Below are 26,793 nucleotides of genomic sequence, written 5' to 3'. Positions count from 1 at the left end.
TCTTCACGCCACTGACGCCTTCTCCATCTGGGCACGCACATCCTCGGCGTCGGGCATGTCGAGCTCGGTGTAGATGACGTAGGCGCGTTCGTAGTGAGTCCGGGCCAGGTCGAGTTCGCCCATGGCGTGCCGTGCGTGGCCGATTCCGGCATGGGCGCGGGCTTGCTGGTGCCGGGGGCCAGACTCGGTGGCGATGGCGAGTGCGTCGGTGTGCAGGGTCAGGGCGGCGGCCGCGTCGCCAGTGAGCAGGGCGGCCTCGCCGAGGCCGTTGGTCGACCAGGCCTGGCCGTTGCGGTCACCGATCCGGCGGAATTGGACGAGCGCCTGCTGGAAGCACTTGGTCGCCGGCCCTGGTTCCTTGAGGTGGAGGTGCAGGGTGCCGAGCGTGTCCAGGGTGTGGGCCCTGCCGCGGTGGCTGCCCAGGTCCTCGAGGATCTCCAACGCCTGGCGCAGGTGTTCGGCGGCCAATGGGTATCGCTTCCGTCGCAGCTCGGCGTTGGCGAGGTTGTTCAACGTGACGGCCTGGCTGTCCCGGAACCCGAGCTCCTGGTAGATCGCGAGGGCCTGATGGTGGATCTCGACGGATCTGGCATGGTCGCCCAGCCGTGCCTCGACCAGTCCAAGGCTGTTCAGCGCGTACGCCTCGCCCACCGGGTCGCCGGCCTGCCGCGACAAGGCGATCGCCTGGCGGAAGCCGTCGAGCGCGTCCTTGTGGTCGCCACGCTGATAGTTGATGAAGCCGAGGTTGGTCAGCGTGAGGGCCTCGCCCACCGGGTCGCCGGCCTGTCGGAACAGAGCCAACGCCCGCCGGTCGTGCTCGGCGGCCGTCTCGTGCTGGCCCACCCGCGTGTAGCCCACGCCGAGCTGGCGAAGTGCGTGGGCCTGACCGACCTGGTCGCCCGCGCGCTCGGACGCGCGCAGGGCGTGGCCGTTGATCGTCAGCATGTCGGTGAGGTGGATGTCGCTCACGTAGCGGTGCAGGGTCCGAGCGAGCCGGACCACGTAGCCGGACCTGCCAGCGTCGGCGGCGTGCTCCGCGATCGCCAGGACGCACAACCGTTCGGCCTCCAGCCAGCCGCGAGCTGTGTCCGACCCGCTCAGGTCGGGGATCGCGACGCCTGCGGTGGCGGCATCTGATCGATAGAACGGCTCGGCCGGGTGCTGGGCGCTCATCGCGGAGACCGCCGCCGCCTGGTAGTAGTCGAGGAGCCGTTCCTCCGCTGTTTCGCGGTCTTCGTCGGTGTCCTGGGTGGCCGTCAGGTGGGTGGCGTAGGCGCGCAGCAGGTCGTGCATGCCGTAGCGGCCGGGGCCGGTGCGGTGGAGCAGGTGGGCGTTGACGAGCAGCTCCAGGACGCGGCGGGCGGTGTTGGGTTCCGTGCCGGTCAGGGCTGCGGCCGCGTAGGGGTCCAGGTCGGGGCCGGGGTGCAGGCCGAGCCGCCGGAACGTGCGGGCGGCGTGTTCGGGCAGGTGCTGGATCGACCAGGAGAGCACGGCGTGCACGGCCGCGTAGGGGTCGCCGCCGGGGTCGAGCAGCTCGAGCCGCGCCTGCCGGTCGGCCAGCTCGGCCACGACGTCGGCCAGGGGGCTGTCCGGTCGTGAGGTCGCGAGCACGGCCGCGACCCGCAGTGCCAGGGGGAGCCGGGCGCACTGGTCGGCGAGCGTCGCGGCGGCCTGTGGCTCCGCCGTGACCCGTTCGCCGATCAGCCGGTGCAGCAGGCCGACCGCTTCGGCGGGGGGTAGCAGGTCGAGGTCGACCTGGTAGGCGCCGTGCACGGCGACGAGCCCGGCGAGGCTGTCCCGGCTCGTGACCACGACCAGCGATGTGCCGCTGCCGGGGAGCAGGGGCCGTACCTGGGCCACGCTGCCGGCGTTGTCCAGCACGATCAGCATCCGGCGCCCGGCCAGCTCGCTGCGGTACCGGGCGGCTCGCTCGTCGCTGTCCAGGGGGATGTCCCGCTCTGCCACGCCCAGCGCGGTCAGGAACCGGGCGAGCGCATCGGTGGGCCGCAGCGGCTGGTCCGGGTCGTAGCCGCGCAGGTTCACGTACAGCTGCCCGTCGGGAAACCGGTCGGCTACCTGGTGGGCCCAGTGCACCGCGAGCGCGGTCTTGCCCACCCCGGCAGTACCGCTGATCGCGGTGACCACGACCTCCCGTCGTGCGCGGTCGGCCGAAGCGTCGGACAGCAGGTCGTCGAGGCGCCGCAGGTCGTCGGAGCGGCCGGTGAAACCGGCCGCGTCGAGGGGGAGCTGCGCCGGCCGATACGGCCGTTCAGCCGTGACCGGGTCGTCCACCGCGTCGCCGTCTGCTCCAGCCGGCGCGCCGACGGTCGGCGACGCCGTGGCCGGCGCGGCAAGCTCCTGGTGGTGCCGCAGGATCCCCTGGTGCAGCTCGCGCAGCGCCGGACCGGGATCGCTGCCGAGCTCATCGGCCAGCCGCTCCCGGACCAGGCGGTAGTGCGCCAGCGCGTCGGCCTGCCGGTCGCAGCGGTACAGCGCGAGCATCAGCTGCCCGGCCAGACGTTCGTCGAGCGGGCTCTCAAGCGCGGCCTCGGCGACCGAGGGCAGCAGACGGGCGTGCTCCCCGCGGCGCAACAGCACGTCGTTGTGGTCGAGGACGGCCGCCTGCCGTTCTGCCTCGAGCGTGACAGCGACCGACCGTAGCCATTCGCTGTCCAGGTCGGCGAACGGTCGGCCTCGCCACAGGCTCAGCGCGTCCTGCCACAGGGCCGCGGCGTCGGCGTCGTCCGCTCGCCTGGCCCGCGCCACGAGCGCACGGAAGCGGTGCAGGTCCACCGCGGACTCGTCGGCATCGAGAACATAACCGCCCGACCGGTGGTCCAGCGCCGGCCCGCCCTCGTCGTCGAGCACGGACCGTAGCCGCGACAGGTAGCTGTGCAGGGTCTGCCGGGCGCTGCGTGGCGGCGTCGCGCCCCACACCTTGTCGATCAGCAGCTCGAGCGAGACCGGTACGCCCAGCTCGACCAGCAGCGCCGCCAGCACGGTCCGTTGACGCGCCGAACCGAGCCGGACCTGCCCCCGCTCGCTCTCGGCCGACACGTGACCGAGCAGCTGAAACCGCATGAACCCCATCCACGCCCCCCGGGTCAGATGCCCAGGTTAAGGGAGACGGCCAGAGGCGGGGTGATGCACGAGCACGGCTCCAGCACGACCGGGCGGGTGTCCCGCTGGTCGTGCTGGAGCCGCTGTGTCGTCAGTGCAGGAACACGCCGCCGCAGGCGGCCTCCTCCACCCACTTGTGGGAGCTGATGGTGTTCGATGCCGGGACCCGGTCGGTGAAGTGGACCCCGCCTGTCAGGTAGTCGTCGTCAAGGCTGCTGACGTAGTACTCGGACCTCTTGATGCACGCATAGGCACCGGTGTAGAAGTTCCCGTTGTACACCTTGACGGCCAGCCCGGACGTGCCCTTGTGCAAGATCGAGCTCGCCCTGTTCGTGTCAGTGCCCTGGAAGCCGCCGGCAGCGTCTCCCCAGTGCGAGTCGTTACCTGCGCTACTTCCCAGCCTGCCGAGGCAGTCGGCGTAGTCGTAGGCGTAGAAGGAGCCCGAGCTCGCGCTCTGCCATGCGGAGTCGCAGAGCTGGGAAGCCGCCTGAGCGCTCGTGACAGGGAACAACGTCCCCGCGACCAGGAGGCCGAGCGTCGCGAGCAGAACTGACATCTTGCGCATGATTGCTCCTTACCTAGTTGGGTTGTGCCGGTTCTGTGGTCCAGGTGTCATCCGCGCCCTGCGTGGATGTCCCTGGCGTTCTCGAGGGCCGCATGCTGCAGCCGCTGGTAGTTGATGACGTCGTCGCGGTACTGCCCGAGCCGGCCGCGGTACTCGCTCTCCAGGTCGCGCGTCGTACGGACGAGCGAGGTCTCCTGGGTGGCGCAGATGGCCTCGGCGACCGCCAGCTCCTTCTCGACGTCGTGGGCCTTCTCGTCGCTCAGCCCGTCGGTCAGGAAGGGCAGCTCCTCGCGGATCGCAGGCGGGTCGGGGTAGTCGTGGCCGCGCTCCCGCATGCACTCCGACCACGCCCTGAGCGCCACCTCGAAGCGCTCGTCCGCCATGAGCTCGGGCGCGTAGAGACCGACGAGGTTGGTGGCGACCTTCTCCGCCTGGAACCAGGCAGCGAAGTCCCCGTAGAGCTCGCCCTTCGCCCGCGCCAGGCAGCTGTCGCCCGGGGTCTGGACGTAGCCGCCCATGGGCAGTTCCGCCGTCAACATGCCCGCGGACGGATCGCCGTCCAGGGCCTTGGAGTAGCGCACGCGCTCCGCGTCCGGCAGCGCATTGGCATAGGCATGGTTGGGATCGTTCTGCTGGACCGCGGCGACCCGGTCCTGCAACTGCATGCCATAGCCATGCTCACGCGCCCAGCCGACGTCATCCAGCACATAGCCAGAGCCCTGACGTTCTTCGACGCCGGCGACCGCCACCGGCCAGTACCGGAACCCCTCGGCCTCCATGCACTCCTGGACCAAGAGCTCTCGGGCCTGCTCCACCAGCATCTGCTCCGCGTCGGTCAACGCCCGTTCCTCGGCGCCATCGGCATGTGCGCGGTCAGCTCCGGACATCCCCGAAGCTGCTGTGGTGCAACCCACCACAGCCACCGCGACGACTGCCGCCAGACAGGTGGAGAAGAACGCTCGCTTCATGCCGGGGTGACCTCCTCGACGGCCGGGTATCGACGCTCGCCGCCCGGGGGGGGCGGGGTGAACGCGGCGCCATCAGCGCCAGCACCCAACGTAGGGAGTGGGCCTTGCAGGAAACTTGTAGGCGCCTTGCAGCCCGTCAGAGGTCAAGACGAAGCAGGCCAGACGAAGACCGTGCGCTCCGCCAGGCTCCCGGCGTCACGCGACCGGGCTCACGTGCCCTTCTCCAGGAGTGTGGGCGTCCGGCGCAGCACGAGCGCGAGCGTGCCGGTGGCGGCGAGCAGGCCGGCCGCCAGGGCGACGACACCCGGCCAGCCGGCCGCCTTCCAGGCGTGCCCCGCGAGGCTTCCGAAGACCGAGGACCCCAGGTAGTACGTGAACAGGTAGAGCGACGCCGCCTGCCCGGTGGCCACGCCTCCGGCGTGCGCGCGAGCCGGGACCCACCCGCTGGCGACGCCGTGGACGGCGAAGAATCCCATGGTCAGCAGGGCCAGCCCGACGAGGACGACCGGGAGGGCGGAGGGCAGTGTGACCAGGGCGCCGGTGACGGCGAGGGCGCAGCCCAGGGGCAGCACGGCGCGGCGCCCGTGGGTGTCCGCGAGCCGTCCGAACAGCACGGAGCTGAGCGTGCCCAGCGGGTAGACGAGATACACGAGGCCGGCCGCTGCGAGCCCGAGGTCGAAGGGAGCGCCCGCGAGCCGGAAGCCGAGGGCGTTGAACACCGCGACGAGGGCTCCGGCCGCGCACCCGCCGATGCCGTACAGCGTCAGCAGCCCGCGGTCCGAGACGGCGCGCAGGCTCTGCGCGAACAGGGCTCTGGTGCCGGTCTGGGCCGGCACGAAGCGCCGCGAGCGCGGCAGCAGGACCCGCACGGCGACGGCGCAGCCGACGCCGATCGCGGCGGTCGCCGCGAGCGCCCACCTCCACCCGGCGGCCTCCGCCACGACGCCCGTGACCAGGCGTCCGGCCATCCCGCCGAGCGCCGTCCCGCCGATGTACAGGCCCGCCGCCCGCGCATGGCTGGACGGGTGCAGCTCCTCACGCAGGTAGGCGGTCGCGACCGCGGGAAGCCCGGCGAGCGTGATGCCGACGAGCAGGCGCAGCGCCAGGAGCGTCGTCCAGGACGGTGCCAGCGCGCAGGCGGCCGCGACCACGCTGGAGGCCGCCAGCGAGAGGTGGATCAGCGTGGTGCGGCCCTTGACGTCGGAGACCGGTCCGGCGACGAGCAGGGCGACCCCGAGCCCCAGCGTCGTCAGCGAGAGGGTCAGGGTGCTGCCGGCCGTAGAGACGTCGAACTGGTCGGCGAGCTCGGGCAGGATCGCCTGGGTGCTGTACAGCAGGGCGAACGTCGCGAGCCCGGCGGCGAACAGCGCGGCCACGACACGCCGGTACCCCGCGGTTCCCGGGAGGTACCCCGTCGGGGCCGTGGCCTGCAGCAGTGGTGGCACCCCTCCACTCTGGGAGCTGCCGCGCGATGCGTCCAATGCGCCGTGGTGCCAATCTCGATGCGTGCTACGTATGGTGGAGACGTGCTGCTCCGCGATCTCTCCTGGATGGTCGCGCTCGCCGACCATCGGCACGTCACCGACACGGCGGCGATCCTCGGCACGACCCAGCCCACGCTGTCGCGCGCCCTGGCGCGTGTCGAGGCAGAGCTCGGAGCCCGGGTCTTCGAGCGAGCCTCGGACGGCGTGCACCTCACTCCGACCGGGGAGCTCGTCGTGGCCGCTGCCCGCGACCTCACCGCGCGCCACGACCGGCTCCTTGCCGACCTCGCGGGCGTCCTCGACCCGGACACCGGCGTCGTGCGCCTCGCGTTCCTCGACTCCATCGCGACCTCCCTGGTCCCGCGCGTGCTGCGCTCCTTCCACGGGCACGCCCCACGGGTCCGGGTCCTGCTGCGTCAGGAGCCGGCGCACGAGATCGTCCGGGACCTCACCCGGGGCGTCGTCGACCTCGCGATCACCTCGGTGCGGCCGCCGGGGGAGCACGGCTGGCATCCGCTGCAGGAGGAGCGGCTGGTGCTCGCCGTGCCGCCGGGGCACCGGCTGAGGGGCCGGGAGTCGGTCTCGCTCGGGGAGCTGGCCGGCGAGGAGCTCGTCACCACGCCGGTCGGCTTCGGCTTCCGCTCGCTGGTCGACTCGCTGCTGCGGGAGGCTCAGGTGACGCCGACCATCTCGTTCGAGAGCCAGGACCTGGCGACCATCGAAGGCCTCGTTGCGGCCGGCCTGGGCGTCGCCGTCGTGCCCGAGCCGTTCGCGGGTCAGTCCGGCACCGTGGGCGTCCCCATCGCCGTGCCCGGCGCGCGTCGCACGATCGGCCTCACCTGGCGGACCGATCACCCGCTGTCGGCCCCTGCCGAACGGTTCCGCACCTTCGTGGCGCCGGCGGCCCGCTGATCGCACACCCGCGTGAGTAGCCCCGCGCCCGCGGCAGGTGGGACAATGCCCGGGTGCCTCACGCCGTCTCCGCATCCCGTCACGACCTGACCGCCCAGCTGCACCGGGCCGGGTACTACCCGGACCTGGTCGCAGACGTGATCGACATCGCCCTCGCCGACGAGGAGGTCGTGGCACACCTGGTCCAGCCGGAGACCACGTTCGACTCGGAGGTGCGCCGGCACCTCACGGTCCTGGTGCTGACGCCGACGCGTCTCGTGACCGCCCATGTGGACGACGCGCCCGCGGACGGCGACAACCAGCACACGGGCCAGGCCGCCGCGACGACGGAGTCCGTCGCGCTGCGGGAGATCCGCTCGGTCGCCGTGACGCACATCGTGTCGGAGCCGGAGCGCCACCCGTCGGGTGAGGGCGCCCGCGAGGTGACGCTCGCGATCGGCTGGGGCGCCGTGTCGCGGATCGACCTGGAGCCGGCGTCCTGCCCGGACCCGACGTGCGACGCGGACCACGGCCTCACCGGCCAGCTCACGCCCGACGACGTGGTGGTGCGCGTGTCCAGCGCCGCCGAGGGCGCCGACGCCGTCCGTGCGGCCGTCGCGTTCGCCCGGGCGTTGTCGCGGGCCACCGCTGCATGACGGCCGGCACCGCCCCCGAGACCCCCAGCACGGGCACGCTGCTCCGCGGCGACCTCGTCGCCCCCCGTTACGACACCGGCAGCCTGGCCGGCGTCCTGCCCGCCGCCGCGGGCGCGCTGGGCCACGACCTCACGACGAGCACGGGCATCGACGCGCGGCACGCGCGCGACGCGTTCGGACTCCCGCAGGTGGACCGGGTCGTGGTCGTCCTGGTCGACGGCCTCGGCCTGCGCAACCTCGCCGAGCGCGGCGGTCATGCCCCCTTCCTGCGCGGCCTGCTCGCCGGGGGCAGCGAGCTCACCACGACCTTCCCGAGCACGACGGCGGCCGCGCTGTCGGTGCTCGGCACGGGCACCTCGCCGGGCCGCACGGGCCTGGTGGGGTACACGCAGCGCAACCCCGCGACGGGCGGCCTCGCCTGGATGGTGCAGTGGAACGGCGCGGGCGACCCGGACGACGTCCAGCGCGAGCCCACCGTCAGCGAGTCGCTCGCGGCCGCGGGCGTGCGGGTCACGAGCCACGGCAAGTCGCGGTTCGAGGGCACGGGCCTGACGCGGGCCACGCAGCGCGGGGCGACGTACGTCCCGTCGCGCGGCCTGGAGGACGCGGTCGACGCCGTCGCGACCGCGCTGCGCACCCCGGGACTGGCCCACCTGTACTGGGACGAGGTGGACCGCACCGGCCACAAGCACGGGTGGGAGTCCTGGCAGTGGGGCGACGCCCTCGAGGCCGCGGACCGCGAGCTGCGCAGGCTGACCCGGTCGGTCCCGCGCGGCACGCTCGTCCTGGTCACGGCCGACCACGGCCAGGTCCAGGCCGACCTCTCCCAGCAGTGGGACGTCGCGACCGACGCCGAGCTCGGTGCCGGCGTCGCCCTCACCGGCGGCGAGCCGCGGGCGCTGCACCTGTACGCGCTGCCCGGCGTGGATCCGGGCGACATCGCCGCCCGCTGGACCGCCCGCCTCGGTGACCACGCCGTCGTCGCCACGCGCGACGTGGCGGTGGCGCAGGGCTGGTTCGGTCCCGTCGCGGACCACGTGCTTCCCGTGCTCGGCGACGTCGTCGTCGCGATGACGGGCCGCGCCACCGTCGTCGACTCGCGGGTCCACTCCGCGGAGGCGCGGGCCCTGCCGGGGGTGCACGGGTCGTTCACGCCGCACGAGATGCTCGTGCCCCTGCTGACCGTCGTCGCGTGAGGAGGCGCCGTGGCTGAGCTCGTCTTCTTCTCCGGCACGATGGACTCCGGCAAGTCCACGCTCGCCCTCCAGATGGACCACAACTACGGCGTCCGCGGGCGCAGCGGCCTCATCTACACCAGGGGGGACCGCGCAGGCGCCGCACGCCTGTCGTCGCGCCTGGGGCTCGAGGTCGGGGCTCGCGAGGTCACGGACGGCACGGACTTCTGGGCGGAGGTCGGCGCGGAGCACCGCGCCGGTCGCGCCGTCGACCATGTCGTGTGCGACGAGGCCCAGTTCTACTCGCCGGACCAGGTGGAGCAGCTCGCCCGCCTGGTCGACGAGATGGAGGTCGACGTCTTCGCGTTCGGCATCACCACCGACTTCCGCACCCGCCTCTTCCCCGGCTCGGCGCGCCTCATCGAGCTCGCGGACCGCATCGAGGTGCTCCAGGTGCAGTCCCTGTGCTGGTGCGGGGCCCGCGCCACGCACAACGCGCGCACCGTCGGCGGCATCATGGTGGTCGAGGGGGAGCAGGTCGTCATCGGCGACATCGCGAACGGCGCCCCGGCGCAGGTCGCGTACGAGGTGCTGTGCCGGCGCCACCACATGCGGCGCATGACGGCGGACACGTCGCGCCGCCGCAGCTCCCCGGACGACGAGGCCCTCTGGGCCTAGCGATGATCCCCGCTGCTCGATCCGGCGGGTGAGCCGGCGTGGCGAGCGGGCGCAGGTCCGGCCGCGCGCCTACCATGGCAGACGTCGGTCAGCGCGGGGTCGCATCGATGGCGAGCGGCAGGCCCGTTCCGCGCTGGCCCCCGCCGGGAGGATCTCTCATGATCGACGACGCCGTGCACCGGTCCACGACAACACAGGGCGAGCGTGAGGCCCGGAAGGTCGCCGAGGCCGCCCGTGAGACGCATTGGGTGCGTCCGAGCTTCGCCAAGGGCCTCTACCTCGGCTCCTTCGATCTCGGGCTGATCCATCCGTACCCGGTGCCGGAGCCCGGGGCCGCAGCGCGGGGACGGGAGTTCCTCGAAGCGCTGACCGCGGTCTGCCGGGCGATCGACGGGTCCCGGATCGAGCGCGAGGACCACGTCCCCGACGAGGTGATGGCGGACCTGCGCCGGATCGGCGCCTTCGGCATGAAGATCCCCCGGGAGTACGGCGGCCTCGGCCTGTCTCTCGTCGACTACGGCCGGGCACTGATGCTGATCAGCTCGGTCCACCCGAGCCTCGGGGCGCTGCTGTCGGCTCACCAGTCGATCGGGGTGCCGGAGCCCGTGCGGATGTTCGGCACCCCGGAGCAGAAGCAGGAGTACCTCCCCAGGTGCGCCGCGGGGGCCGTCTCGGCCTTCCTGCTCACGGAGCCCGACGTCGGCTCCGACCCGGCGCGGATGAGCGCCACCGCGACCCCGACGGAGGACGGCTCGGCCTACGTCCTGGACGGCGTCAAGCTCTGGACGACGAACGGGCCGATCGCCGAGCTGCTCGTCGTCATGGCGGTCGTGCCACCGCACAAGGGCGGCGACGGGGGCATCACCGCGTTCGTGGTCGAGGCCGGCACACCCGGGATCACCGTGGAGCACCGCAACCGCTTCATGGGGCTGCGCGGCATGGAGAACGGCGTCACGCGGTTCCGGGGGGTGCGGGTGCCGGCCGCGAACCGGGTCGGCCGCGAGGGCCAGGGCTTGAAGATCGCGCTCACCACGCTCAACACCGGCCGGCTGTCCATCCCAGCGATCTGCGCGGGTGCGGGAAAGTGGGCGCTGGGCATCGCCCGTCAGTGGTCGACGCACCGGGTCCAGTGGGGCCGCCCGATCGGGCAGCACGAGGCGGTCGGCGCGAAGCTGTCGTTCATCGCGGCGACGAGCTTCGCCCTCGAGTCCGTCTTCGAGCTCTCAGCGGCCCTCGCCGACGCCGGCCAGAAGGACGTCCGGATCGAGGCGGCTCTGGCGAAGCTGTGGTCGAGCGAGATGGGGTACCGGGTCGCCGACGAGCTGGTCCAGATCCGCGGGGGCCGCGGCTTCGAGACGGCGGACTCCCTCGCCGCGCGCGGTGAGCGCGCCGTGCCCGCGGAGCAGGTGCTGAGGGACATGCGGATCAACCGGATCTTCGAGGGTTCGTCGGAGATCATGCGGCTGCTGATCGCCCGCGAGGCGGTCGACGTGCACCTGAACGCCGCCGGAGACCTCGCCTCGCGGGACGCCGACCTGCGCGCCAAGGCCCGCGCGGCGCTCGGCGCGAGCGGGTTCTACGCGCGGTGGCTGCCGACGCTCGTGGCCGGCCAGGGGGTACGGCCCGGCGCGTACGGCGAGTTCGGGCGGCTCGCCCGGCACCTGCGCTTCGTGGAACGGTCCTCCCGCGCGCTCGCCCGGCGAACCTTCTACGCGATGGCTCGCTGGCAGGCACGCCTCGACCGCAAGCAGGTGCTGCTCGGACGCATCGTCGACATCGGCGCGGAGCTCTTCGCCATGTCCGCGGTCTGCGTGCGGGCCGAGGCGATGCGGCACCAGGACCCGACCACGGGCGCCGACGCCGTCCGGCTCGCGGACGCCTTCTGCGAGCAGGCCCGCCTGCGGGTGGGCGAGGACTTCCGCAGGTTGAGCGCGCCCACGGACCGGACCGACGCCGGCCTGGCCCGGGCGGTGCTGGACGGCCGTCTTCGCTGGCTCGAGGCAGGCGTGCTCGACGCGTCGGAGGGGACGGGTCCGTGGATCTCGTCCCGTGATTCCTAGCGCGGCTCAGCTCTCGGGGCGCGCCCCGAAGACGATCTCGTCCCAGCTCGGCACCTGCGCCCGGCCCTTGCGCGTGCTGCGCCGCGTCGCGGGCTTGGCGGCGGGCGTCGCCTTCGCAGCGTCGTCCTCGCTGCCCGGGGCAGACCGAGCAGGTGCCGGCACGGGTACGGGCGCGGGGGCCGGGGCCTCCGGCTCCGGGATCTCCCAGCGGCTCGGCCCGTCCCACTCCAGGGCGGGGACGTCGTCGCGAGGGGGCTCGGCGGGGGCGGGGTCCGGCGTCGGCGCGCCGACCCCGGGCATCGCCGGGCGACCGCCGCCGCGCCGGGCGCCGAGGTCGACCACGCTGGCAGCGGGCTCGGCCTCCGGCTGGGCGGGCGCGGGCTCCTCGGCCTCCACCGGCGCGTCCCGGTCGACGTCGGCCCCGCGGCGCGGGGCGAGCTCGGCGAGCGTGAGGTCGCCGAGCTCCAGCATCTCCTCGTCGGGCGGGCGGCCGGCCCGGGCGCGTGACGGGCGCTGCCCGCGGCGCTCCGACAGGTCGTCCAGGAGCAGGTCCGTCTCGTCCGCCTCGGGTGCGGGTGCCGGGGGTCGCGCGCGACGGGTCGAGAGCGCGGACACGCCCGCGAGCGCGATGCCGCCGTCGTCCTCCGGGAGCGCGAGCCACCGGGCCTCGTCGTCCAGCGCGGTGACGACCATGCCGCGCGGGTCGTACGACCAGCGGGCGGTGCGGGGCTTGTCCGCCGTCTCGAAGGCGACCCGCACGATCCACGGGGCGCTGCCGGCGCGCGTCGCCGTCCACGCCGCGGCCTCGGGGGCCACGCCGCGCGAGGTGAGCCGCGAGTCGGCGACCTCGCCGAGGGTGGCGGGACCGGCGTCGGACATGACGGCGCGGCCGCGGACGCGGCTGATGGCGTAGTCGCGCTCCGCGATGACGGGGTACTCGAACCGGCGCACGTGCTCGACCGGCAGGCCCGACGCCGCGGCGAGCTCCTCGCACGTGGCACCGGCGCGCAGGCGCGCCTGGATCTCGCGCGGCCGCAGCGTCGACTCCTCGTGAGCGCGGATGTTTTCCATGCGCGGGCGGTCGCCGCGCACCGCGGCGCGCAGCGCGTCGGTGATCGGCAGGGTGCTCTGGGTCCCGTCGGGCGCGGTGAGGACGAGGCGCTCACCGTCCTCGTGCAGCCTCACGAGCTCCAGCTCGTCCATGCCATGCCTCCTCCGAAGGGGCCCGCGTGCCGTGCGGCACGCCCACTGCTGGGGACGAGCCTGCCATCCCGGCGCCGCCTGGGGGCGCAGGCGCGTCGGTGTGCCGCGTGATGATACCGAGCCCCCGCCCGGGGCCGAGACGGCCCGCCGGGGCGCTCGACGGGTCATGATGGCCCCGTGCAGATCGACGACGTCCTCGAGATCGCCGGGGTCTTCTTCTCCGCCCTGTCGGGCGGGCTGGCCGCCGTCCGCAAGAAGTTCGACGTGTTCGGCGTGCTCGTCCTCGCGTGGGCCGCGGGCCTCGGCGGCGGCATCCTGCGCGACGTCCTCATCGGTGCCACCCCGCCGGTCGGCATCGCTGACCCGAGCCTCGTCGTGACGGCGATCGTCGCGGGCTTCGTCATCTTCCTCCTGCACCCGGGGCTGGCCCGGATGCGGACCGTCGTCGTCGTGCTCGACGCCGGGGCGCTCGCCTTCTTCGTGCTGCAGGGCACCACGAAGGGCCTCGACCACGGGGTCGGGCTGCTCGCGTCGGTCGTGGTCGGGGTGCTGACCGGGATCGGCGGCGGGGTGCTGCGCGACATGCTCACGGGCGAGGTACCGCTCGTCTTCGCCGACCGTCAGCTCTACGCCATCCCCGCGATCGTCGGGGCAGGTCTCACGGCGGTGCTGTGGCAGGCCGGCGCCCTCACCGTGGCGACCCAGGCGGCGGTGGTGGTCGCCGTGCTCGGGTTCCGGCTGGTGTCGGTGTGGCGCGGCTGGGTCGTGCCCGCGGCGGCGCCGGGGTGGACGGGCCGGTGGGGGTCGGGCGGCTCGGGCAGGATGTAGGTGTGACCGAACTTCTCCCCGCAGACGCCGCGGACGTCCCTGCCCTGCGTGACCTCGCCGAGCGCCTCGCCACCAGCGCCGGTGCCCTGATCCGTGAGCAGCGGCCCGACACGGTGGTCGTCGCGGGGACGAAGTCCAGCGACGTCGACCCGGTCACCGCGATGGACCGCGCCTCCGAGGAGCTGCTGCGGGCGCTGATCGCGGCGGAGCGGCCCGACGACGCGATCCTCGGCGAGGAGGGCGACGACCTGCCGGGCACGAGCGGCCTCACCTGGGTCCTCGACCCGATCGACGGCACCGTGAACTACCTCTACGGCATCGCCTCGTACGCGGTGTCCGTCGCCGTCGTCGCCGGGCCGCCGGTCCCGGGCGAGTGGACCGTGCTGGCCGGCTGCGTGCACTCTGTCGTGGACGGGCGCACCTGGACGGCGGGCCTCGGGCTGGGCGCCACGCGCGACGGCGTGCCGGTCCGCGTCGGGTCGCCCGCGTCGCTCGCCACCAGCCTCGTGGGCACGGGCTTCGGGTACGACGCCGGACGGCGTGCCCACCAGGCCCGCGTCCTGACCACCGTGCTGCCGCTGGTTCGCGACATCCGCCGGCTGGGGGCCGCCGCGATCGACCTGTGCCTGGTCGCTGAGGGCACGCTCGACGTGTTCTACGAGCGCGGGCTCAACCCGTGGGACCTCGCCGCGGGCGAGCTCATCGCCTCGGAGGCGGGTGCCGTCGTCACCGGGCTGCGCGGCCGGCCCGCGGGCGGCGAGATGGCCGTCGTAGGGCCGGGCCACGTCGTGGCGCCGCTCGTCGCCGTCCTCGAGGAAGCCGGGGCGGACGGCGACAGCTGACGCCCAGGCGGCCACGAGGCCGAGGTCACGGGGCGAATTTTTTCTGACACGGTCGCGCTTTCATGCCTCGAACGAACCAGGGCCGCTGTCCCTCGCGAGAAGTGTCTTCGCAGGTCAGGTCGTACGTGACGCGAGTAACACGGCTACGTGTCGCACGCCTGACGGAATTGGTGCACAATCCGTTGGCCGACCTGGGAACAAAACCGGGGCTGCGTGCATTATCTGCGCGTACACACCGGGCAGGTACCAGCGGCGCTGCCCGTGCCGCGGCTCGGGACGGCGTCAGTTCCCGGGAACCCCGCAGTACCGACGCGACCACCAACCTCTTTTGGAGTTACCGCACATGGCGACCGACTACGACGCCCCACGCAAGACCGACGAGGACGTCGAGCAGGACTCGATCCAGGAGCTTCAGGCCCGTCGCTCCGACAAGAGCTCGGGCGTCGTGGACGAGGACGAGACCGAGGCGGCCGAAGGCTTCGAGCTGCCCGGCGCCGACCTCTCCGGCGAGGAGCTGTCCGTTCGCGTCCTGCCGCGGCAGGCCGACGAGTTCACGTGTTCGAACTGCTTCCTGGTGCACCACCGCAGCCAGCTGGCGTACGAGCGCAACGGTCAGCAGATCTGCACGGAGTGCGCTGCCTGACGCGCACGTCGAACTCGACGACCAGGCTGTCACGGCAACGTGGCAGCCTTTGTCGTCCCCGGCGTCGGGCCTGCCCCACCCCGGTCCTCGGGCCTACCGCACGGACGGCGCGAGGACCCGCACCAGGCCCTCCGGGTCGCGGGTCGACACGAGCCAGTACGGCGTCGGGTCGGCCGGGTCCTCCAGGACGATCTTGACTCCCGTGCGGGCCCAGGCTCGCAGGCACACGTAGGCGCGGGCGTCCAGACCCGGCCCCAGCTCGTGCCGCATCGCCGTGACGTCCAGCGGCGTGGCCTCGCCGAGGAACGCGACCGGGACCCGCGCCTGGCCGGCGCGCAGCACCGCGCCCGACACCTCGACCACGGGCGACGTCGCCGCCAGGGAGGCCGCCGCCACGGCGCACACCATCAACCCCGTCGTGACACCGAGCGCGTGGTCGACGGGCCACAGCGCGATCGCCGCGATGACTCCCAGTCCTGCTGTCCCGAGCCAGCCGCCCGGTCCGGGCAGCAGGCGCTCGTGGAACATGGGAGTCGGTGCCGTCATGGGCCCATCATCCCAGGTGCGGCCGACCCCGGTGAGCGGCGGGCGCGCGTCCGGTGGCGTACTCTTCCCGCGTGCCTCACGACGACGGCAGCACGGTCGACGTGCTCCTCCGCCTCCTCGACGACGGTGTTCCCGTCCCCTCCTACGCCCACCCGGGTGACGCGGGAGCGGACCTGGTGACCACCGTGGACGTCGAGATCCCGCCGCAGGGCAGGGTCACCGTGCCCACCGGGGTGGCCATCGCGCTGCCCGACGGCTACGCCGCCTTCGTCCACCCCCGCTCGGGCCTGGCGGCCAAGCACGGCGTGACGATCGTGAACGCGCCGGGCACGGTGGACGCGGGGTACCGCGGCGAGATCAAGGTCACGCTGCTCAACACCGACGTCTCCGAGCCGGTGCGGCTCTCGCGCGGCGACCGGGTCGCGCAGCTCGTGATCCAGCGGGTCGAGCGGGCGAGGTTCCTGCAGGCCGAGGTGCTTCCCGGGTCGCACCGCGGCGACGGCGGCTTCGGGTCGAGCGGTGGCTGGGCTGCTGCCCGCGCCTGAGCCGGGGTGCAGCACAGGGTGCCGCCAGCCTGACCCGACCATCTGACCGGACTAGTGTTGACGTCGGCGGGCCCTTTCCGCCGTCGTGAGTTGAAGGAGCTGAGCTGTGGGACTGTTCCGCCGAGCCGCCGCCGAGCCCGCTCAGGAGGCGAACCCCTGGGAACCCGTGTCCCAGGGACCGGCGCGTCCGGAGCGCGGGCCGTACGACCGGTCGCACGTGGAGGAGATCGGGCCGCGCGTGGACCTGGGCGCGATCTGGCTGCCCGTCCTGCCGGGCCTCGAGCTGCGCATGGAGATCGACAAGAAGACGCAGAAGGTCACCGGCGTGACCGCCGCGCTCGCCGGATCGAGCCTGCAGGTCCAGGCGTTCGCGGCCCCGCGCAGCGACGGCATCTGGGACGAGATCCGCGCCGAGCTCGCCCAGTCGGTCGCCTCCCAGGGCGGCACGGTCGACGACGTGCCGGGCGCGTTCGGTCGCGAGCTGGTCGTGCGCCTGCCCGCCACGGGGCCTGACGGCAGCAAGGGCGTCCGCCCCGCGCGCTTCATCGGCGTCGACGGCTCGCGGTGGTTCCTGCGCGGCGTCCTGTCCGGTCGCGCCGCGCTCGACGCGGAGGCCGCCAAGCCTCTGGAGTCCGTGTTCGCCAACATCGTCGTGGTGCGCGACCAGAGCCCGCGCCCCCCGCGCGACCTGCTGACGCTCACCCTGCCCCGCTCCGCCCAGCGCCCCGGCGAGGCCGACGCGCCCGCCGCGCCCGAGGGGGCGGCGCCGCAGGCCCCGTCGTTCGATCCCCTGACGCGCGGTCCCGAGATCACCGAGATTCGTTGACACTCGCGGGACAATGGGAGTGACGAGGGGAACCCGATGTCGCTGAAGGATGCCCTGCGGAACGCGCTGGCCTCCCAGGAAGAGGTCGACGCCGAGCAGGAGCGCGATACCGCTGCGCGCAGCGTCGACTGTCAGGCTGTCTCGACGCTGGCCGCCCGCACCCGGGGAAAGGCCACGGGCGTGCTGCGGTCGGTCGTGCTGCGCCCGCGCGAGGGCGTGCCCACCGTGGAGGCGGAGCTGTACGACGGGTCGGGCGCGCTCGACCTGGTCTGGCTCGGCCGCCGCACCATCGCCGGGATCGAGCCGGGGCGCCGCATCCGGGTCGAGGGCATGGTCTGCGAGGTGGACGGACGGCGCACCGTCTTCAACCCGCGCTACGAGCTGCAGTCCAGGCCGGGGGAGTAACGAGCGCCCCGAGCACGGCAGAATGGGCGCCATGAACGAATCGAGCGGACCATCGGCCCCGACCCCGACCGGAGCAGGCGTCCGTGCCGTCACGAGTGACACGTTCTCGCTGGCCCAGGCCGTGGGCGGCGTGCGCGGGCTCGCCGAGTCCGTGGCTCCGGGCCTGGTGTTCGTCGTCGCGTACGTCGCCACGCAGGACCTGACGGTATCCGTGGTGGCGTCGGTGGCCGCGGCCCTGGTGGCGACCGCGGCACGCCTCGTGCAGCGCACCCCCGTCACGCAGGCCCTCGGCGGGCTGCTCGGTGTCGGTATCGGCGTCGTGTGGGCGTGGAGGTCGGGCGAGGCGGAGAACTTCTACGCCGGGGGCCTGCTGGTCAACGCCGGCTACCTGGTCGTTCTCCTCGGCTCGATCCTGCTGCGCAAGCCCCTCGTCGGCTACGTCGTCGAGGCGCTGCGCACCGGCTGGAGCCCGCAGCAGGCCAAGGACCGGGCAGCCACGCCTGACGCGACGTCACCCGCCTCGGGCGAGCGACCGGCGTCGGACGGCGACGACGAGGCGCCGAGCCCGTTCGCCGGCCTGACCGCCTGGCTGCAGGACCCCGCGAAGGTGCGCCGCTACTCGATCGCCACCTGGTTCTGGGTCGCGATGTTCGCCCTGCGCCTCGCCGTGAAGACGCCGCTCTACTTCGCGGGCGACGTCGCGTGGCTCGGCACGTTCCACCTGGTGCTGGGCGTGCCCCTGTGGGCGCTCGTGCTGTTCCTCACCTGGGTCGTGGTGCGCGACCCGCGCTGAGACGCGGGCCGCTCACCCCTGGCGGAGGAGCAGCTTCTGCAGGCCCGCCTCGTCCGTCTCACGGCCCGTCACGATGAGGAGCTCGTCGCCCGCCTCGAGCGCGTCGTCGGCGCTCGGGGAGATGGGGCGGTTGTCGCGCACGATGGCGGCGAGCACCGTGTCGGCCGGCCAGTCGACCTGCCCCACGAGGGTGCCGATGAGCGGCGAGTCCGGGGGCAGGGTGAACTCCAGGATGCCGGCGCCCGACTGGTGGAAGGTGAAGATCCGGACGAGGTCGCCCACGGCGACGGCCTCCTCGACCATGGCCGTCATGATGCGCGGCGTCGAGACGGCGACGTCCACGCCCCAGGACTGGTCGAACATCCACTCGTTCTTGGGGTTGTTCACGCGCGCGACCGTGCGCGGCACGCCGAACTCGGTCTTGCAGAGCAGGGAGAAGACGAGGTTCACCTTGTCGTCGCCCGTGGCGCCGACGACGACGTCGGCCTGCTCCACGTTCGCGTTGCCGAGCGAGGAGAGCTCGCACGCGTCCGCGAGGAGCCAGTCCGCCTCCGGGACCTGCGCGACGCGCATGGCTGCGGGGCTCCGGTCGATCAGCATGACCTCGTGGTTGTTGCCGATCAGCTCGCGGGCGATCGAGCGCCCGACCGACCCGGCGCCGGCGATGACGACGCGCATCAGTCCTCCTTCGTGGGGGCGTGCGCCAGGACCCGCTCGACGCGGTCCGCGTCCTGCGCGCGCATGAGCAGGTGCAGCACGTCGTTCTCCTGCAGCACCGTGTCGGTCGTCGCGAGGACGCCCTCGGTGAAGCGGGACAGGTAGGCGACCCGTGCGCCCGTCGCCTGCTCGATGCGGCGCACGGTGCGGCCGGCCCAGCCCGGGTGGTAGTCGACCTGCGCCAGCCGCACCTGGCCGGACGGGTCGCGGTACTCGTCCGCGGCGCCCAGCGGGAGCATCCGGCGCAGCACCTGGTCGGCGGTCCAGCGGACCGTCGCGACCGTCGGGATGCCGAGGCGCTGGTAGATCTCTGCCCGGGCCGGGTCGTAGATGCGGGCCACGACGTTCTCGACCTGGAACGTCTCGCGCACGACGCGCGCCGCGAGGATGTTCGAGTTGTCGCCGTCGGAGACCGCGGCGAACGCGTACGTGTCCTCGATGCCGGCCTGGACCAGGGTGTCGCGGTCGAAGCCGACCCCCGTCACCTTCTTGCCCGAGAAGTCCGCCGGGAGGCGTCGGAAGGCGTCGGGGTTCTGGTCGATGACCGCCACGGAGTGCCCGCGGGACTCGATCGTCTGGGCGAGCGTGGAGCCCACACGCCCGCAGCCCATGATCACGAAGTGCACGAGGGGAACGCTATACCGACTTTGGGCAGTAGTGCGGAGAAGACCAGTAGGCCGGGAGTCACGGCAGGGCATAGCATCTTCCAACGTGTCGGATATCGCGGATGCCGCCAAGCGCCTGCTGCTCGGACGGCCCATGCGCAGCGAGAGCCTGGGCCACACGCTGCTGCCCAAGCGCATCGCGCTGCCCGTCTTCGCCTCGGACGCGCTCTCGTCGGTCGCGTACGCCCCGGACGAGATCCTCCTGACGCTGGCGGTTGCGGGTGTCGCGGCGGCGACGCTGTCGCCCTGGGTCGGGCTGGTCGTCGTGGCCGTGCTGCTCATCGTCGTCGCGTCGTACCGGCAGAACGTCCATGCCTATCCCTCGGGCGGCGGGGACTACGAGGTCGCCACCACCAACCTGGGGCGCTCGGCCGGCGTGGGGGTCGCCTCGGCCCTGCTCGTGGACTATGTCCTGACCGTCGCGGTGTCGATCTCGTCGGCGGCCCAGTACGCCGCCTCGGCCCTTCCCGGGCTGCGGGGCCACGAGGCGCTCGCCGCCGTCATCGCGGTGAGCGTGCTGACGACGGTGAACCTCCGGGGCGTCAAGGAGTCGGGCACGATCTTCGCGATCCCGACCTATCTCTTCATGTTCCTCATCGGCGCGCTCGCCCTCACCGGCGCGTTCCGGTTCTTCGCGGGCGACCTCCCCCAGGCCGAGAGCGCGAACCTCGAGCTCTCCGGCAGTGCGGCCTTCGACCAGGGGCTGACCGGCCTGGCCGGCGCGTTCCTCCTGGCCCGCGCCTTCGCGTCCGGCTGCGCCGCGCTGACAGGCGTCGAGGCCATCAGCAACGGCGTGCCCGCCTTCCGCAAGCCGAAGTCCCGTAACGCGGCGATCACCCTGACGCTTCTGGGCGGTATCTCGTCCACGATGATCATGTCGATCCTCGTCCTCTCGCAGGCCACGAACGTCCGCTATGCGGAGGACCCGGCCACCCAGCTCCTGCTGGACGGGCGGCCCGTGGGGGAGGACTACAACCAGGACCCCGTGATCGGCCAGCTCGCCGAGGCCGTGTTCCAGGGGTTCCCGCTCGCGTTCTACGCGATCTCCGCGGTGACCGGCCTCATCCTCGTGCTCGCGGCGAACACGGCGTTCAACGGGTTCCCGGTACTGGGCTCGATCCTCGCCCGGGACGGCTACCTGCCACGCCAGCTCCACACCCGCGGCGACCGCCTCGCGTTCTCGAACGGCATCGTCACGCTCGCGGTGGCCGCGATCGTGCTGATCGTCGCGTTCGACGCCGAGACGACCCGCCTGATCCAGCTCTACATCGTGGGCGTGTTCGTGTCGTTCACGCTGTCGCAGCTCGGCATGCTGCGGCACTGGACGCGCCACCTGCGTACCGAGCCCGACCCGGCGGAGCGAGCCCGGATGAAGCGCTCGCGCGTCGTCAACTTCGTCGGCTTCCTCTGCACCGGCACCGTCCTGATCATCGTGCTGCTCACGAAGTTCACGCACGGCGCCTGGATCACGATCCTCGCGATGGGCGTGCTCTTCGTCCTCATGGGCGGCATCCGCAAGCACTACGACCGCATCCGCGACGAGCTCACGCTCGAGGACGTCGCCGCCGCCCGCGCCCTGCCCAGCCGCGTGCACGCGCTCGTGCTCGTCTCGAAGATCCACAAGCCGACCATGCGGGCCATCGCCTACGCGCGCGCCGCCCGGCCGTCGGTGCTCGAGGCCGTCACGGTGGGCGTCGACAAGGAGGAGGTGGAGGAGCTCACCCGAGAGTGGGAGGCCCTGCACCTGCCGGTGCCGCTGCGCGTCCTCGACTCGCCGTTCCGCGAGATCACGCGCCCGATCCTCAAGTACGTGCGGTCCATCCGTGGTGATTCGCCGCGCGACCTCGTCGTCGTCTACATCCCCGAGTACGTCGTGGGCCACTGGTGGGAGCAGCTCCTGCACAACCAGAGCGCGCTGCGCCTCAAGGGGCGCCTGTTGTTCACGCCCGGCGTGGTCGTGGCGTCCGTCCCGTGGCAGCTCTCCTCGACGGAGGGCCAGACGGGCCTCGAGGGAGAGACCTTCGTCGAGGGGCGCCGGCGCTTCTAACGCGTGAGCGGGGTTACGGCGATGGAGCTGCGCGTCTGGGAGACTGGGCGCATGCCCCAGACCCCTGCCCAGCCCCGTCGTGCCGCCGAACAGCCCAGCACCCGTCGCCCTGCCCGTCCCGCGCGGCAGGCGACGCGGCAGCGCGAGGTGAGCGCCGGCACCGGGCAGGTGCTCGAGCTCGAGGTGGGTCCCGTCGCGCACGGCGGCCACTGCGTCGCCCGCCACGAGGGCCGCGTCGTCTTCGTGCGGCACGCGCTGCCGGGGGAGCGTGTCCGCGCCCTCGTCACCGAGGGCGGCTCGCGCTACTGGCGCGCCGACGCGGTCGAGGTGCTCGACGCCTCCCCGGACCGCGTGGAGCCGGCCTGGCCCGCCGCGGGGCCCGGCGGGGTGGGCGGCGGCGAGCTGTCGCACGTCGCGCTCGGCGCCCAGCGGCGGTGGAAGGCCGACGTCGTCGCGGAGCAGCTCAGCCACCTCGCCAAGATCGACAGGGAGGTCACCGTCGAGGCCGCGCCCGGTGACGACGAGCGCGGCGGCCTCGGCTACCGCACCCGCATCGAGCTCGTCGCCGACGAGACCGGGCGCGCGGGCATGCGCCGGTTCCGCTCGCACGAGGTCGTGCCCGTGGACGGGATGCCGCTCGCCACGGAGGCGGTGCTGGCGCTCGCCGCGTCCGAGGACGTGTTCACGCGGACCTGGGAGCCGGGGGCCCGGCTCGAGCTCGTCGCGCCGGCCGGCGACGAGCCCGTGCTGCTCGTCGACGGCACCCCGTGGCGGCGCGGTCGCGCCGACCAGCGGCCGAACGCGCGCCGCGCCGTGACCGAGACGGTCACCGTGGCCGGCCGGGAGCACCGCTACCGCGTCGCCGCCGACGGCTTCTGGCAGGTGCACCGCGAGGCGCCGGGCGTGCTCGCCGGCGCCGTCCTGGACGCGGTGGGCGACGCCCCCGAGGCGACCGTGCTCGACCTGTACTCGGGCGCCGGGCTGTTCACGGTCCCGCTCGCAGCCGCCGTCGGGCTCGACGGGCGGGTCGTCGCCGTCGAGGGTGACGCCCGAGCGGTGCGCGACGCGCGTCGCAACGCCCACGACCTGCCCTGGGTCGAGCTGCACGAAGGGGCTGTCGAGGCGGTGCTCGCGGACGTGGTGCCCGGGGTCGCGGACGTCGTCGTGCTCGACCCGCCGCGCGCCGGCGCCGGCCGCACCGTCGTGGACGCGATCGCCGAGCGGAGCCCGGCGCGCATCGTCTACGTCGCGTGCGACCCGGCCGCGCTCGCGCGCGACGTCGCCTACCTCGCGGGGCACGGCTACGTGCTCGACGGCCTGCGCGCGTTCGACCTCTTCCCGCACACGCACCACGTGGAGGCGGTGGCGGTCCTCACGCGCTGAGGCGTCAGCCGTGTCGTTCGTCGGCTCAGCCGATCCGGGCCGTCGCCGAGGCGAAGCCCAGCCACGTGTGGCGGTTGCCCCACCAGCACCACCCGACCTTCGGTGCGTCCCGGCGCTCGCGGCCGTCGCGGCCCGTGCCGTTCGAGATCCACACGGCCGGGGTGCGTGCGTCGAAGCGGCCGTCGGGGCGGCGCAGCCGCGAGCCGATCGTCATGTAGCAGCGGTTGCGGTCCAGGGCATCCGGCAGCTGCACGGCCCACCAGATGCCCTCGGGGAGCGTGAGGGGCGTGCGGCCACGGGTCGCGAGCTCCGGCTTGGCCTCCTCGGGCGACCAGTTCGCCAGGTCGTCGCCGCGGTCGAGGCCGACGACCGCGTAGAGCGGCGCGTCGGGCACCTCGAGGCCGTCGACCGGCGCGAACGCGTCGACGTCGGTCATGTCCTCCACGACGAAGCCGGACCTCGGCTCGCCCTTGCGGTCGTGCCGCCGGAGCAGCGCCGCGGTGCCCGACGGCGGAGCGAGCCTCGGGTGCACCACGAGGAGCGCGGCGGCACCCGGGTGAGCGTCGGCGACGCGCTCGGCGAGCATGGTTGCCCGGGCGCGGACGTCGTCGTCGGACAGGCCCGCGGCGCGCGTCACGCCGAGAGCGAGGAGCCGCTCGGCCTGTTCGGCGAGCGCGGGGAGCTCGGGGAGCGAGGAGAGGGCGGACGGGGCGGGGGCGGGCGTCGTCGTCACGTCGGGTCCCAACGACCGTCCCGGCGCCAGAGTTCCCCAGGTGACGAGGAAGTATCTTGACGTCAAGATAAGTGCGCTATGCTGGCCTGAGCAGCCCGGCTTACGCTGGGCGGAGCCCCCAAGCCCCCGTGACGGTGGCCGAAGCGCCCGTTGCGCCCTGGCCGCCCGAGCACAGTCAGCCCCGCAAAGGAGCCGCAGTGAGCAGCGTGGACACGTTCGGATCGAAGGGAACGCTGGAGGTCGGAGGCAACGCCTACGAGATCTTCCGCCTCTCCGCAGTGGAGGGCGTCGAGCGCCTCCCGTACAGCCTCAAGATCCTCGCCGAGAACCTCCTGCGCACCGAGGACGGCGCCAACATCACGGCGGATCACGTGCGCGCCATCGCGGCCTGGGACCCCGACGCGCAGCCGGACACGGAGATCCAGTTCACGCCGGCGCGCGTGATCATGCAGGACTTCACGGGCGTGCCCTGCATCGTCGACCTCGCCACGATGCGTGAGGCCGTCGCGGCGCTCGGCGGCGACGCCACCCGGATCAACCCGCTGGCCCCGGCCGAGATGGTCATCGACCACTCCGTGCAGATCGACGTCGCCGGCCGCGCCGACGCGTTCCGGCGCAACGTCGAGTTCGAATACCAGCGCAACCACGAGCGCTACCAGTTCCTGCGCTGGGGCCAGACGGCGTTCGACGACTTCAAGGTCGTCCCGCCGGGCACCGGCATCGTGCACCAGGTCAACCTCGAGTACCTGGCCCGGACGATCATGACGCGGGAGGTCGACGGCGTTCTTCGCGCCTACCCCGACACCTGCGTCGGCACCGACTCGCACACCACGATGGTCAACGGCCTGGGCGTGCTCGGCTGGGGCGTGGGCGGCATCGAGGCCGAGGCCGCCATGCTCGGCCAGCCGGTGTCGATGCTCATCCCGCGCGTCGTCGGCTTCAAGCTGTCGGGCTCGATCCCCGCCGGCGTGACCGCGACCGACGTGGTGCTCACCATCACGCAGCTGCTGCGTGAGCACGGCGTGGTCGGGAAGTTCGTCGAGTTCTACGGCGCCGGCGTTGCCCAGGTCCCGCTCGCGAACCGCGCCACCATCGGCAACATGTCGCCGGAGTTCGGCTCCACGGCCGCGATCTTCCCGATCGACAGCGTGACGGTGGACTACCTGCGCCTGACGGGCCGCTCCGAAGAGCAGGTGGCGCTCGTCGAGGCGTACGCCAAGGAGCAGGGTCTGTGGCTCGACGAGACGACGCCCGAGCCCCTGTTCTCCGAGTACCTCGACCTCGACCTGTCGACGGTCGTCCCGTCGATCGCCGGCCCGAAGCGCCCGCAGGACCGCATCGAGCTGTCGCACGCGAAGAGCGCGTTCACGCGCGACCTGCCCAACTACGCGCCCGAGGTCATGGACCGCGTCGACGAGGCCGAGAAGGAGTCGTTCCCCGCGTCCGACTCGCCGGCCATCACGCCGAACGGCCGCAAGCGCGTGCACGTGACGAACAGCGAGGGCAAGGAGTTCGAGCTGTTCCACGGCGCGGTCGCCATCGCCTCGATCACCTCGTGCACCAACACGTCCAACCCGTCGGTCATGCTGGCCGCGGCGCTGCTCGCGAAGAAGGCCGTCGAGAAGGGCCTCCAGGCCAAGCCGTGGGTCAAGACGTCGATGGCGCCCGGCTCGCAGGTCGTGACGAACTACTACGAGAAGGCCGGACTCTGGCCCTACCTCGAGAAGCTCGGGTTCCACCTGGTCGGCTACGGCTGCGCCACGTGCATCGGTAACTCCGGCCCGCTCGACGAGAAGGTGTCGGAGGCCGTCAACGCCCACGACCTGGCCGTCGTCTCGGTCCTCTCGGGCAACCGCAACTTCGAGGGCCGCATCAACCCCGACGTGAAGATGAACTACCTGGCCTCGCCGCCGCTGGTCATCGCGTACGCGCTCGCGGGCACCATGGAGTTCGACTTCGAGCACGACCCGCTGGGCCGCGACGAGGCCGGCCACCCGGTGTTCCTGCGCGACATCTGGCCGACGCCGGAGGAGGTCGAGACCACGATCGCCTCGTCGATCGACCGCGGCATGTTCGTGTCCGACTACGCCGACGTGTTCAAGGGCGACGAGCGCTGGGCCGCCCTCGAGACCCCGGAGGGCGACACGTTCGCCTGGGACCCCGAGTCCACCTACGTGCGCAAGCCCCCGTACTTCGACGGCATGGGTCTCACGCCGGAGCCCGTCACGGACATCTCGGGCGCCCGCGTGCTCGCGAAGCTCGGCGACTCCGTGACCACGGACCACATCTCCCCGGCGGGTTCCATCAAGCCGGACAGCCCGGCCGGCAAGTACCTGGCGGAGCACGGTGTCGAGCGCCGCGACTTCAACTCGTACGGCTCGCGCCGCGGCAACCACGAGGTGATGATCCGCGGCACGTTCGCGAACATCCGCCTGCGCAACCAGCTCCTCGACGGCGTCGAGGGCGGCTTCACGTACAACTTCGTGAAGGGCGCCCAGGACACCATCTACGACGCCGCGCAGGACTATGCCGCGCAGGGCACCCCGCTCGTCGTGCTGGGCGGCAAGGAGTACGGCTCGGGCTCGTCGCGTGACTGGGCCGCCAAGGGCACGGCGCTCCTGGGCGTCAAGGCCGTCATCACCGAGAGCTTCGAGCGCATCCACCGCTCGAACCTCATCGGCATGGGCGTGCTCCCGCTGCAGTTCCCGGTGGGCGAGGACGTGCAGTCGCTCGGTCTCGACGGCACGGAGACGTTCGCCATCGCGGGCATCACGGCCCTGAACGAGGGCACGACCCCGTCGACGGTGCACGTGACCGCCACGAAGACCGACGGCACCGCCGTCGAGTTCGACGCCGTGGTGCGCATCGACACGCCCGGCGAGGCGGACTACTACCGCAACGGCGGCATCCTGCAGTACGTGCTGCGCTCGCTGGTGGCGTGACGCGCTGACCCCCTGCGGCGGGCCCGCCCCCGACGGGCGGGGGGGGCCACCGCCGGCCGCGGCCGGGAGCCACACGCC

At 73.0% G+C, this 26,793-nt stretch carries 24 protein-coding genes; 15 read left to right on the top strand and 9 right to left on the bottom strand.

The features are described 5' to 3' along the window. Positions 1 to 3: 3 nt before the first annotated feature. The 4 genes from L1785_RS13410 to L1785_RS13395 all read right to left on the bottom strand — a co-directional run bounded on the left by L1785_RS13410 (position 4) and on the right by L1785_RS13395 (position 6,098). A complete protein-coding gene (locus L1785_RS13410) occupies positions 4 to 3,081 on the bottom strand; it encodes an AfsR/SARP family transcriptional regulator (RefSeq protein WP_236089776.1) in 3,078 nt (1,025 codons plus the stop codon). Positions 3,082 to 3,211: 130 nt separating this feature from the next. Continuing rightward, entirely contained in the window at positions 3,212 to 3,685 is a 474-nt protein-coding gene (locus L1785_RS13405; protein ID WP_236089775.1) for a hypothetical protein, read from the bottom strand. A gap of 47 nt (positions 3,686 to 3,732) precedes the next feature. Beyond that, positions 3,733 to 4,653, bottom strand: coding sequence for a hypothetical protein (locus L1785_RS13400; protein WP_236089774.1), 921 nt, complete (start codon positions 4,651 to 4,653; stop codon positions 3,733 to 3,735). A 209-nt stretch (positions 4,654 to 4,862) separates the two neighbouring features. Then, complete coding sequence (locus L1785_RS13395; protein WP_236089773.1) at positions 4,863 to 6,098, bottom strand: MFS transporter; 1,236 nt, start codon at positions 6,096 to 6,098, stop codon at positions 4,863 to 4,865. An 81-nt stretch (positions 6,099 to 6,179) separates the two neighbouring features. On the opposite strand from L1785_RS13395, the gene L1785_RS13390 reads away from it, so the two are divergent. The 5 genes from L1785_RS13390 to L1785_RS13370 all read left to right on the top strand — a co-directional run bounded on the left by L1785_RS13390 (position 6,180) and on the right by L1785_RS13370 (position 11,597). Then, complete coding sequence (locus L1785_RS13390) at positions 6,180 to 7,049, top strand: LysR family transcriptional regulator (protein WP_236089772.1); 870 nt, start codon at positions 6,180 to 6,182, stop codon at positions 7,047 to 7,049. Positions 7,050 to 7,102: 53 nt separating this feature from the next. Further along, positions 7,103 to 7,684, top strand: a complete 582-nt coding sequence (locus L1785_RS13385; protein WP_236089771.1) for a DUF5998 family protein — start codon at positions 7,103 to 7,105, stop codon at positions 7,682 to 7,684. Continuing rightward, positions 7,681 to 8,880 (top strand): alkaline phosphatase family protein, encoded by a 1,200-nt coding sequence (locus L1785_RS13380; protein WP_236089770.1) that lies wholly within the window; start codon positions 7,681 to 7,683, stop codon positions 8,878 to 8,880. Before L1785_RS13385 ends, L1785_RS13380 begins: the two co-directional genes overlap by 4 nt. A gap of 9 nt (positions 8,881 to 8,889) precedes the next feature. After that, positions 8,890 to 9,537, top strand: coding sequence for a thymidine kinase (locus tag L1785_RS13375; RefSeq protein WP_236089769.1), 648 nt, complete (start codon positions 8,890 to 8,892; stop codon positions 9,535 to 9,537). Between the two features lie 158 nt (positions 9,538 to 9,695). Beyond that, a complete protein-coding gene (locus L1785_RS13370; RefSeq protein WP_236089768.1) occupies positions 9,696 to 11,597 on the top strand; it encodes an acyl-CoA dehydrogenase family protein in 1,902 nt (633 codons plus the stop codon). A 6-nt stretch (positions 11,598 to 11,603) separates the two neighbouring features. On the opposite strand, the gene sepH is transcribed toward L1785_RS13370, so the two are convergent. Further along, entirely contained in the window at positions 11,604 to 12,800 is a 1,197-nt protein-coding gene (gene sepH / locus L1785_RS13365) for a septation protein SepH (RefSeq protein ID WP_236089767.1), read from the bottom strand. Positions 12,801 to 12,977: 177 nt separating this feature from the next. On the opposite strand from sepH, the gene L1785_RS13360 reads away from it, so the two are divergent. The 3 genes from L1785_RS13360 to L1785_RS13350 all read left to right on the top strand — a co-directional run bounded on the left by L1785_RS13360 (position 12,978) and on the right by L1785_RS13350 (position 15,113). Beyond that, positions 12,978 to 13,628 carry a trimeric intracellular cation channel family protein gene (locus tag L1785_RS13360; RefSeq protein WP_236089766.1) on the top strand — a complete coding sequence of 217 codons (651 nt, stop codon included), beginning with the start codon at positions 12,978 to 12,980 and terminating at the stop codon, positions 13,626 to 13,628. Between the two features lie 2 nt (positions 13,629 to 13,630). Next, the gene (locus L1785_RS13355; protein ID WP_236089765.1) at positions 13,631 to 14,470 is read left to right on the top strand and encodes an inositol monophosphatase family protein; all 840 of its coding nucleotides are present in this window, start codon (positions 13,631 to 13,633) and stop codon (positions 14,468 to 14,470) included. 343 nt (positions 14,471 to 14,813) lie between these two features. After that, positions 14,814 to 15,113 (top strand): DUF4193 domain-containing protein, encoded by a 300-nt coding sequence (locus L1785_RS13350; protein ID WP_236089764.1) that lies wholly within the window; start codon positions 14,814 to 14,816, stop codon positions 15,111 to 15,113. A 93-nt stretch (positions 15,114 to 15,206) separates the two neighbouring features. On the opposite strand, the gene L1785_RS13345 is transcribed toward L1785_RS13350, so the two are convergent. Then, positions 15,207 to 15,659 (bottom strand): DUF3093 domain-containing protein, encoded by a 453-nt coding sequence (locus L1785_RS13345; RefSeq protein ID WP_236089763.1) that lies wholly within the window; start codon positions 15,657 to 15,659, stop codon positions 15,207 to 15,209. Between the two features lie 71 nt (positions 15,660 to 15,730). On the opposite strand from L1785_RS13345, the gene dut reads away from it, so the two are divergent. The 4 genes from dut to L1785_RS13325 all read left to right on the top strand — a co-directional run bounded on the left by dut (position 15,731) and on the right by L1785_RS13325 (position 18,228). Further along, on the top strand, positions 15,731 to 16,204 hold the full coding sequence (dut, locus tag L1785_RS13340) for a dUTP diphosphatase (RefSeq protein WP_236089762.1): 474 nt from the start codon (positions 15,731 to 15,733) through the stop codon (positions 16,202 to 16,204). Between the two features lie 106 nt (positions 16,205 to 16,310). Next, positions 16,311 to 17,030 carry a DUF3710 domain-containing protein gene (locus L1785_RS13335; RefSeq protein ID WP_236089761.1) on the top strand — a complete coding sequence of 240 codons (720 nt, stop codon included), beginning with the start codon at positions 16,311 to 16,313 and terminating at the stop codon, positions 17,028 to 17,030. 36 nt (positions 17,031 to 17,066) lie between these two features. Further along, positions 17,067 to 17,435 carry an OB-fold nucleic acid binding domain-containing protein gene (locus L1785_RS13330; RefSeq protein WP_236089760.1) on the top strand — a complete coding sequence of 123 codons (369 nt, stop codon included), beginning with the start codon at positions 17,067 to 17,069 and terminating at the stop codon, positions 17,433 to 17,435. 31 nt (positions 17,436 to 17,466) lie between these two features. Then, positions 17,467 to 18,228 (top strand): DUF3159 domain-containing protein, encoded by a 762-nt coding sequence (locus tag L1785_RS13325; protein ID WP_236089759.1) that lies wholly within the window; start codon positions 17,467 to 17,469, stop codon positions 18,226 to 18,228. Between the two features lie 12 nt (positions 18,229 to 18,240). Here the strand turns inward: L1785_RS13325 and L1785_RS13320 are convergent, their stop codons facing one another. Together L1785_RS13320 and L1785_RS13315 are read right to left on the bottom strand one after the other, a co-directional pair. Continuing rightward, a complete protein-coding gene (locus L1785_RS13320; protein ID WP_236089758.1) occupies positions 18,241 to 18,906 on the bottom strand; it encodes a potassium channel family protein in 666 nt (221 codons plus the stop codon). Next, positions 18,906 to 19,556, bottom strand: a complete 651-nt coding sequence (locus tag L1785_RS13315; protein WP_236089846.1) for a potassium channel family protein — start codon at positions 19,554 to 19,556, stop codon at positions 18,906 to 18,908. The genes L1785_RS13320 and L1785_RS13315 overlap by 1 nt, the downstream gene beginning before the upstream one ends. A gap of 100 nt (positions 19,557 to 19,656) precedes the next feature. Between L1785_RS13315 and L1785_RS13310 the strand changes: the two genes are divergently transcribed. Then, positions 19,657 to 21,657, top strand: coding sequence for an APC family permease (locus tag L1785_RS13310; protein ID WP_236089757.1), 2,001 nt, complete (start codon positions 19,657 to 19,659; stop codon positions 21,655 to 21,657). 51 nt (positions 21,658 to 21,708) lie between these two features. Continuing rightward, complete coding sequence (locus tag L1785_RS13305) at positions 21,709 to 23,040, top strand: class I SAM-dependent RNA methyltransferase (RefSeq protein WP_236089756.1); 1,332 nt, start codon at positions 21,709 to 21,711, stop codon at positions 23,038 to 23,040. 25 nt (positions 23,041 to 23,065) lie between these two features. On the opposite strand, the gene L1785_RS13300 is transcribed toward L1785_RS13305, so the two are convergent. Further along, the gene (locus tag L1785_RS13300; RefSeq protein ID WP_236089755.1) at positions 23,066 to 23,773 is read right to left on the bottom strand and encodes a DUF5701 family protein; all 708 of its coding nucleotides are present in this window, start codon (positions 23,771 to 23,773) and stop codon (positions 23,066 to 23,068) included. A gap of 197 nt (positions 23,774 to 23,970) precedes the next feature. On the opposite strand from L1785_RS13300, the gene acnA reads away from it, so the two are divergent. Beyond that, complete coding sequence (acnA, locus tag L1785_RS13295; RefSeq protein WP_236089754.1) at positions 23,971 to 26,715, top strand: aconitate hydratase AcnA; 2,745 nt, start codon at positions 23,971 to 23,973, stop codon at positions 26,713 to 26,715. Positions 26,716 to 26,793 lie beyond the last annotated feature (78 nt).

Source organism: Antribacter soli (assembly GCF_021568775.1).
Lineage (GTDB): Bacteria > Actinomycetota > Actinomycetes > Actinomycetales > Cellulomonadaceae > Antribacter > Antribacter soli.
The sequence above is the reverse complement of the archived record's forward strand: the minus strand, read 5'-3'. Positions and strand labels throughout refer to the sequence as shown.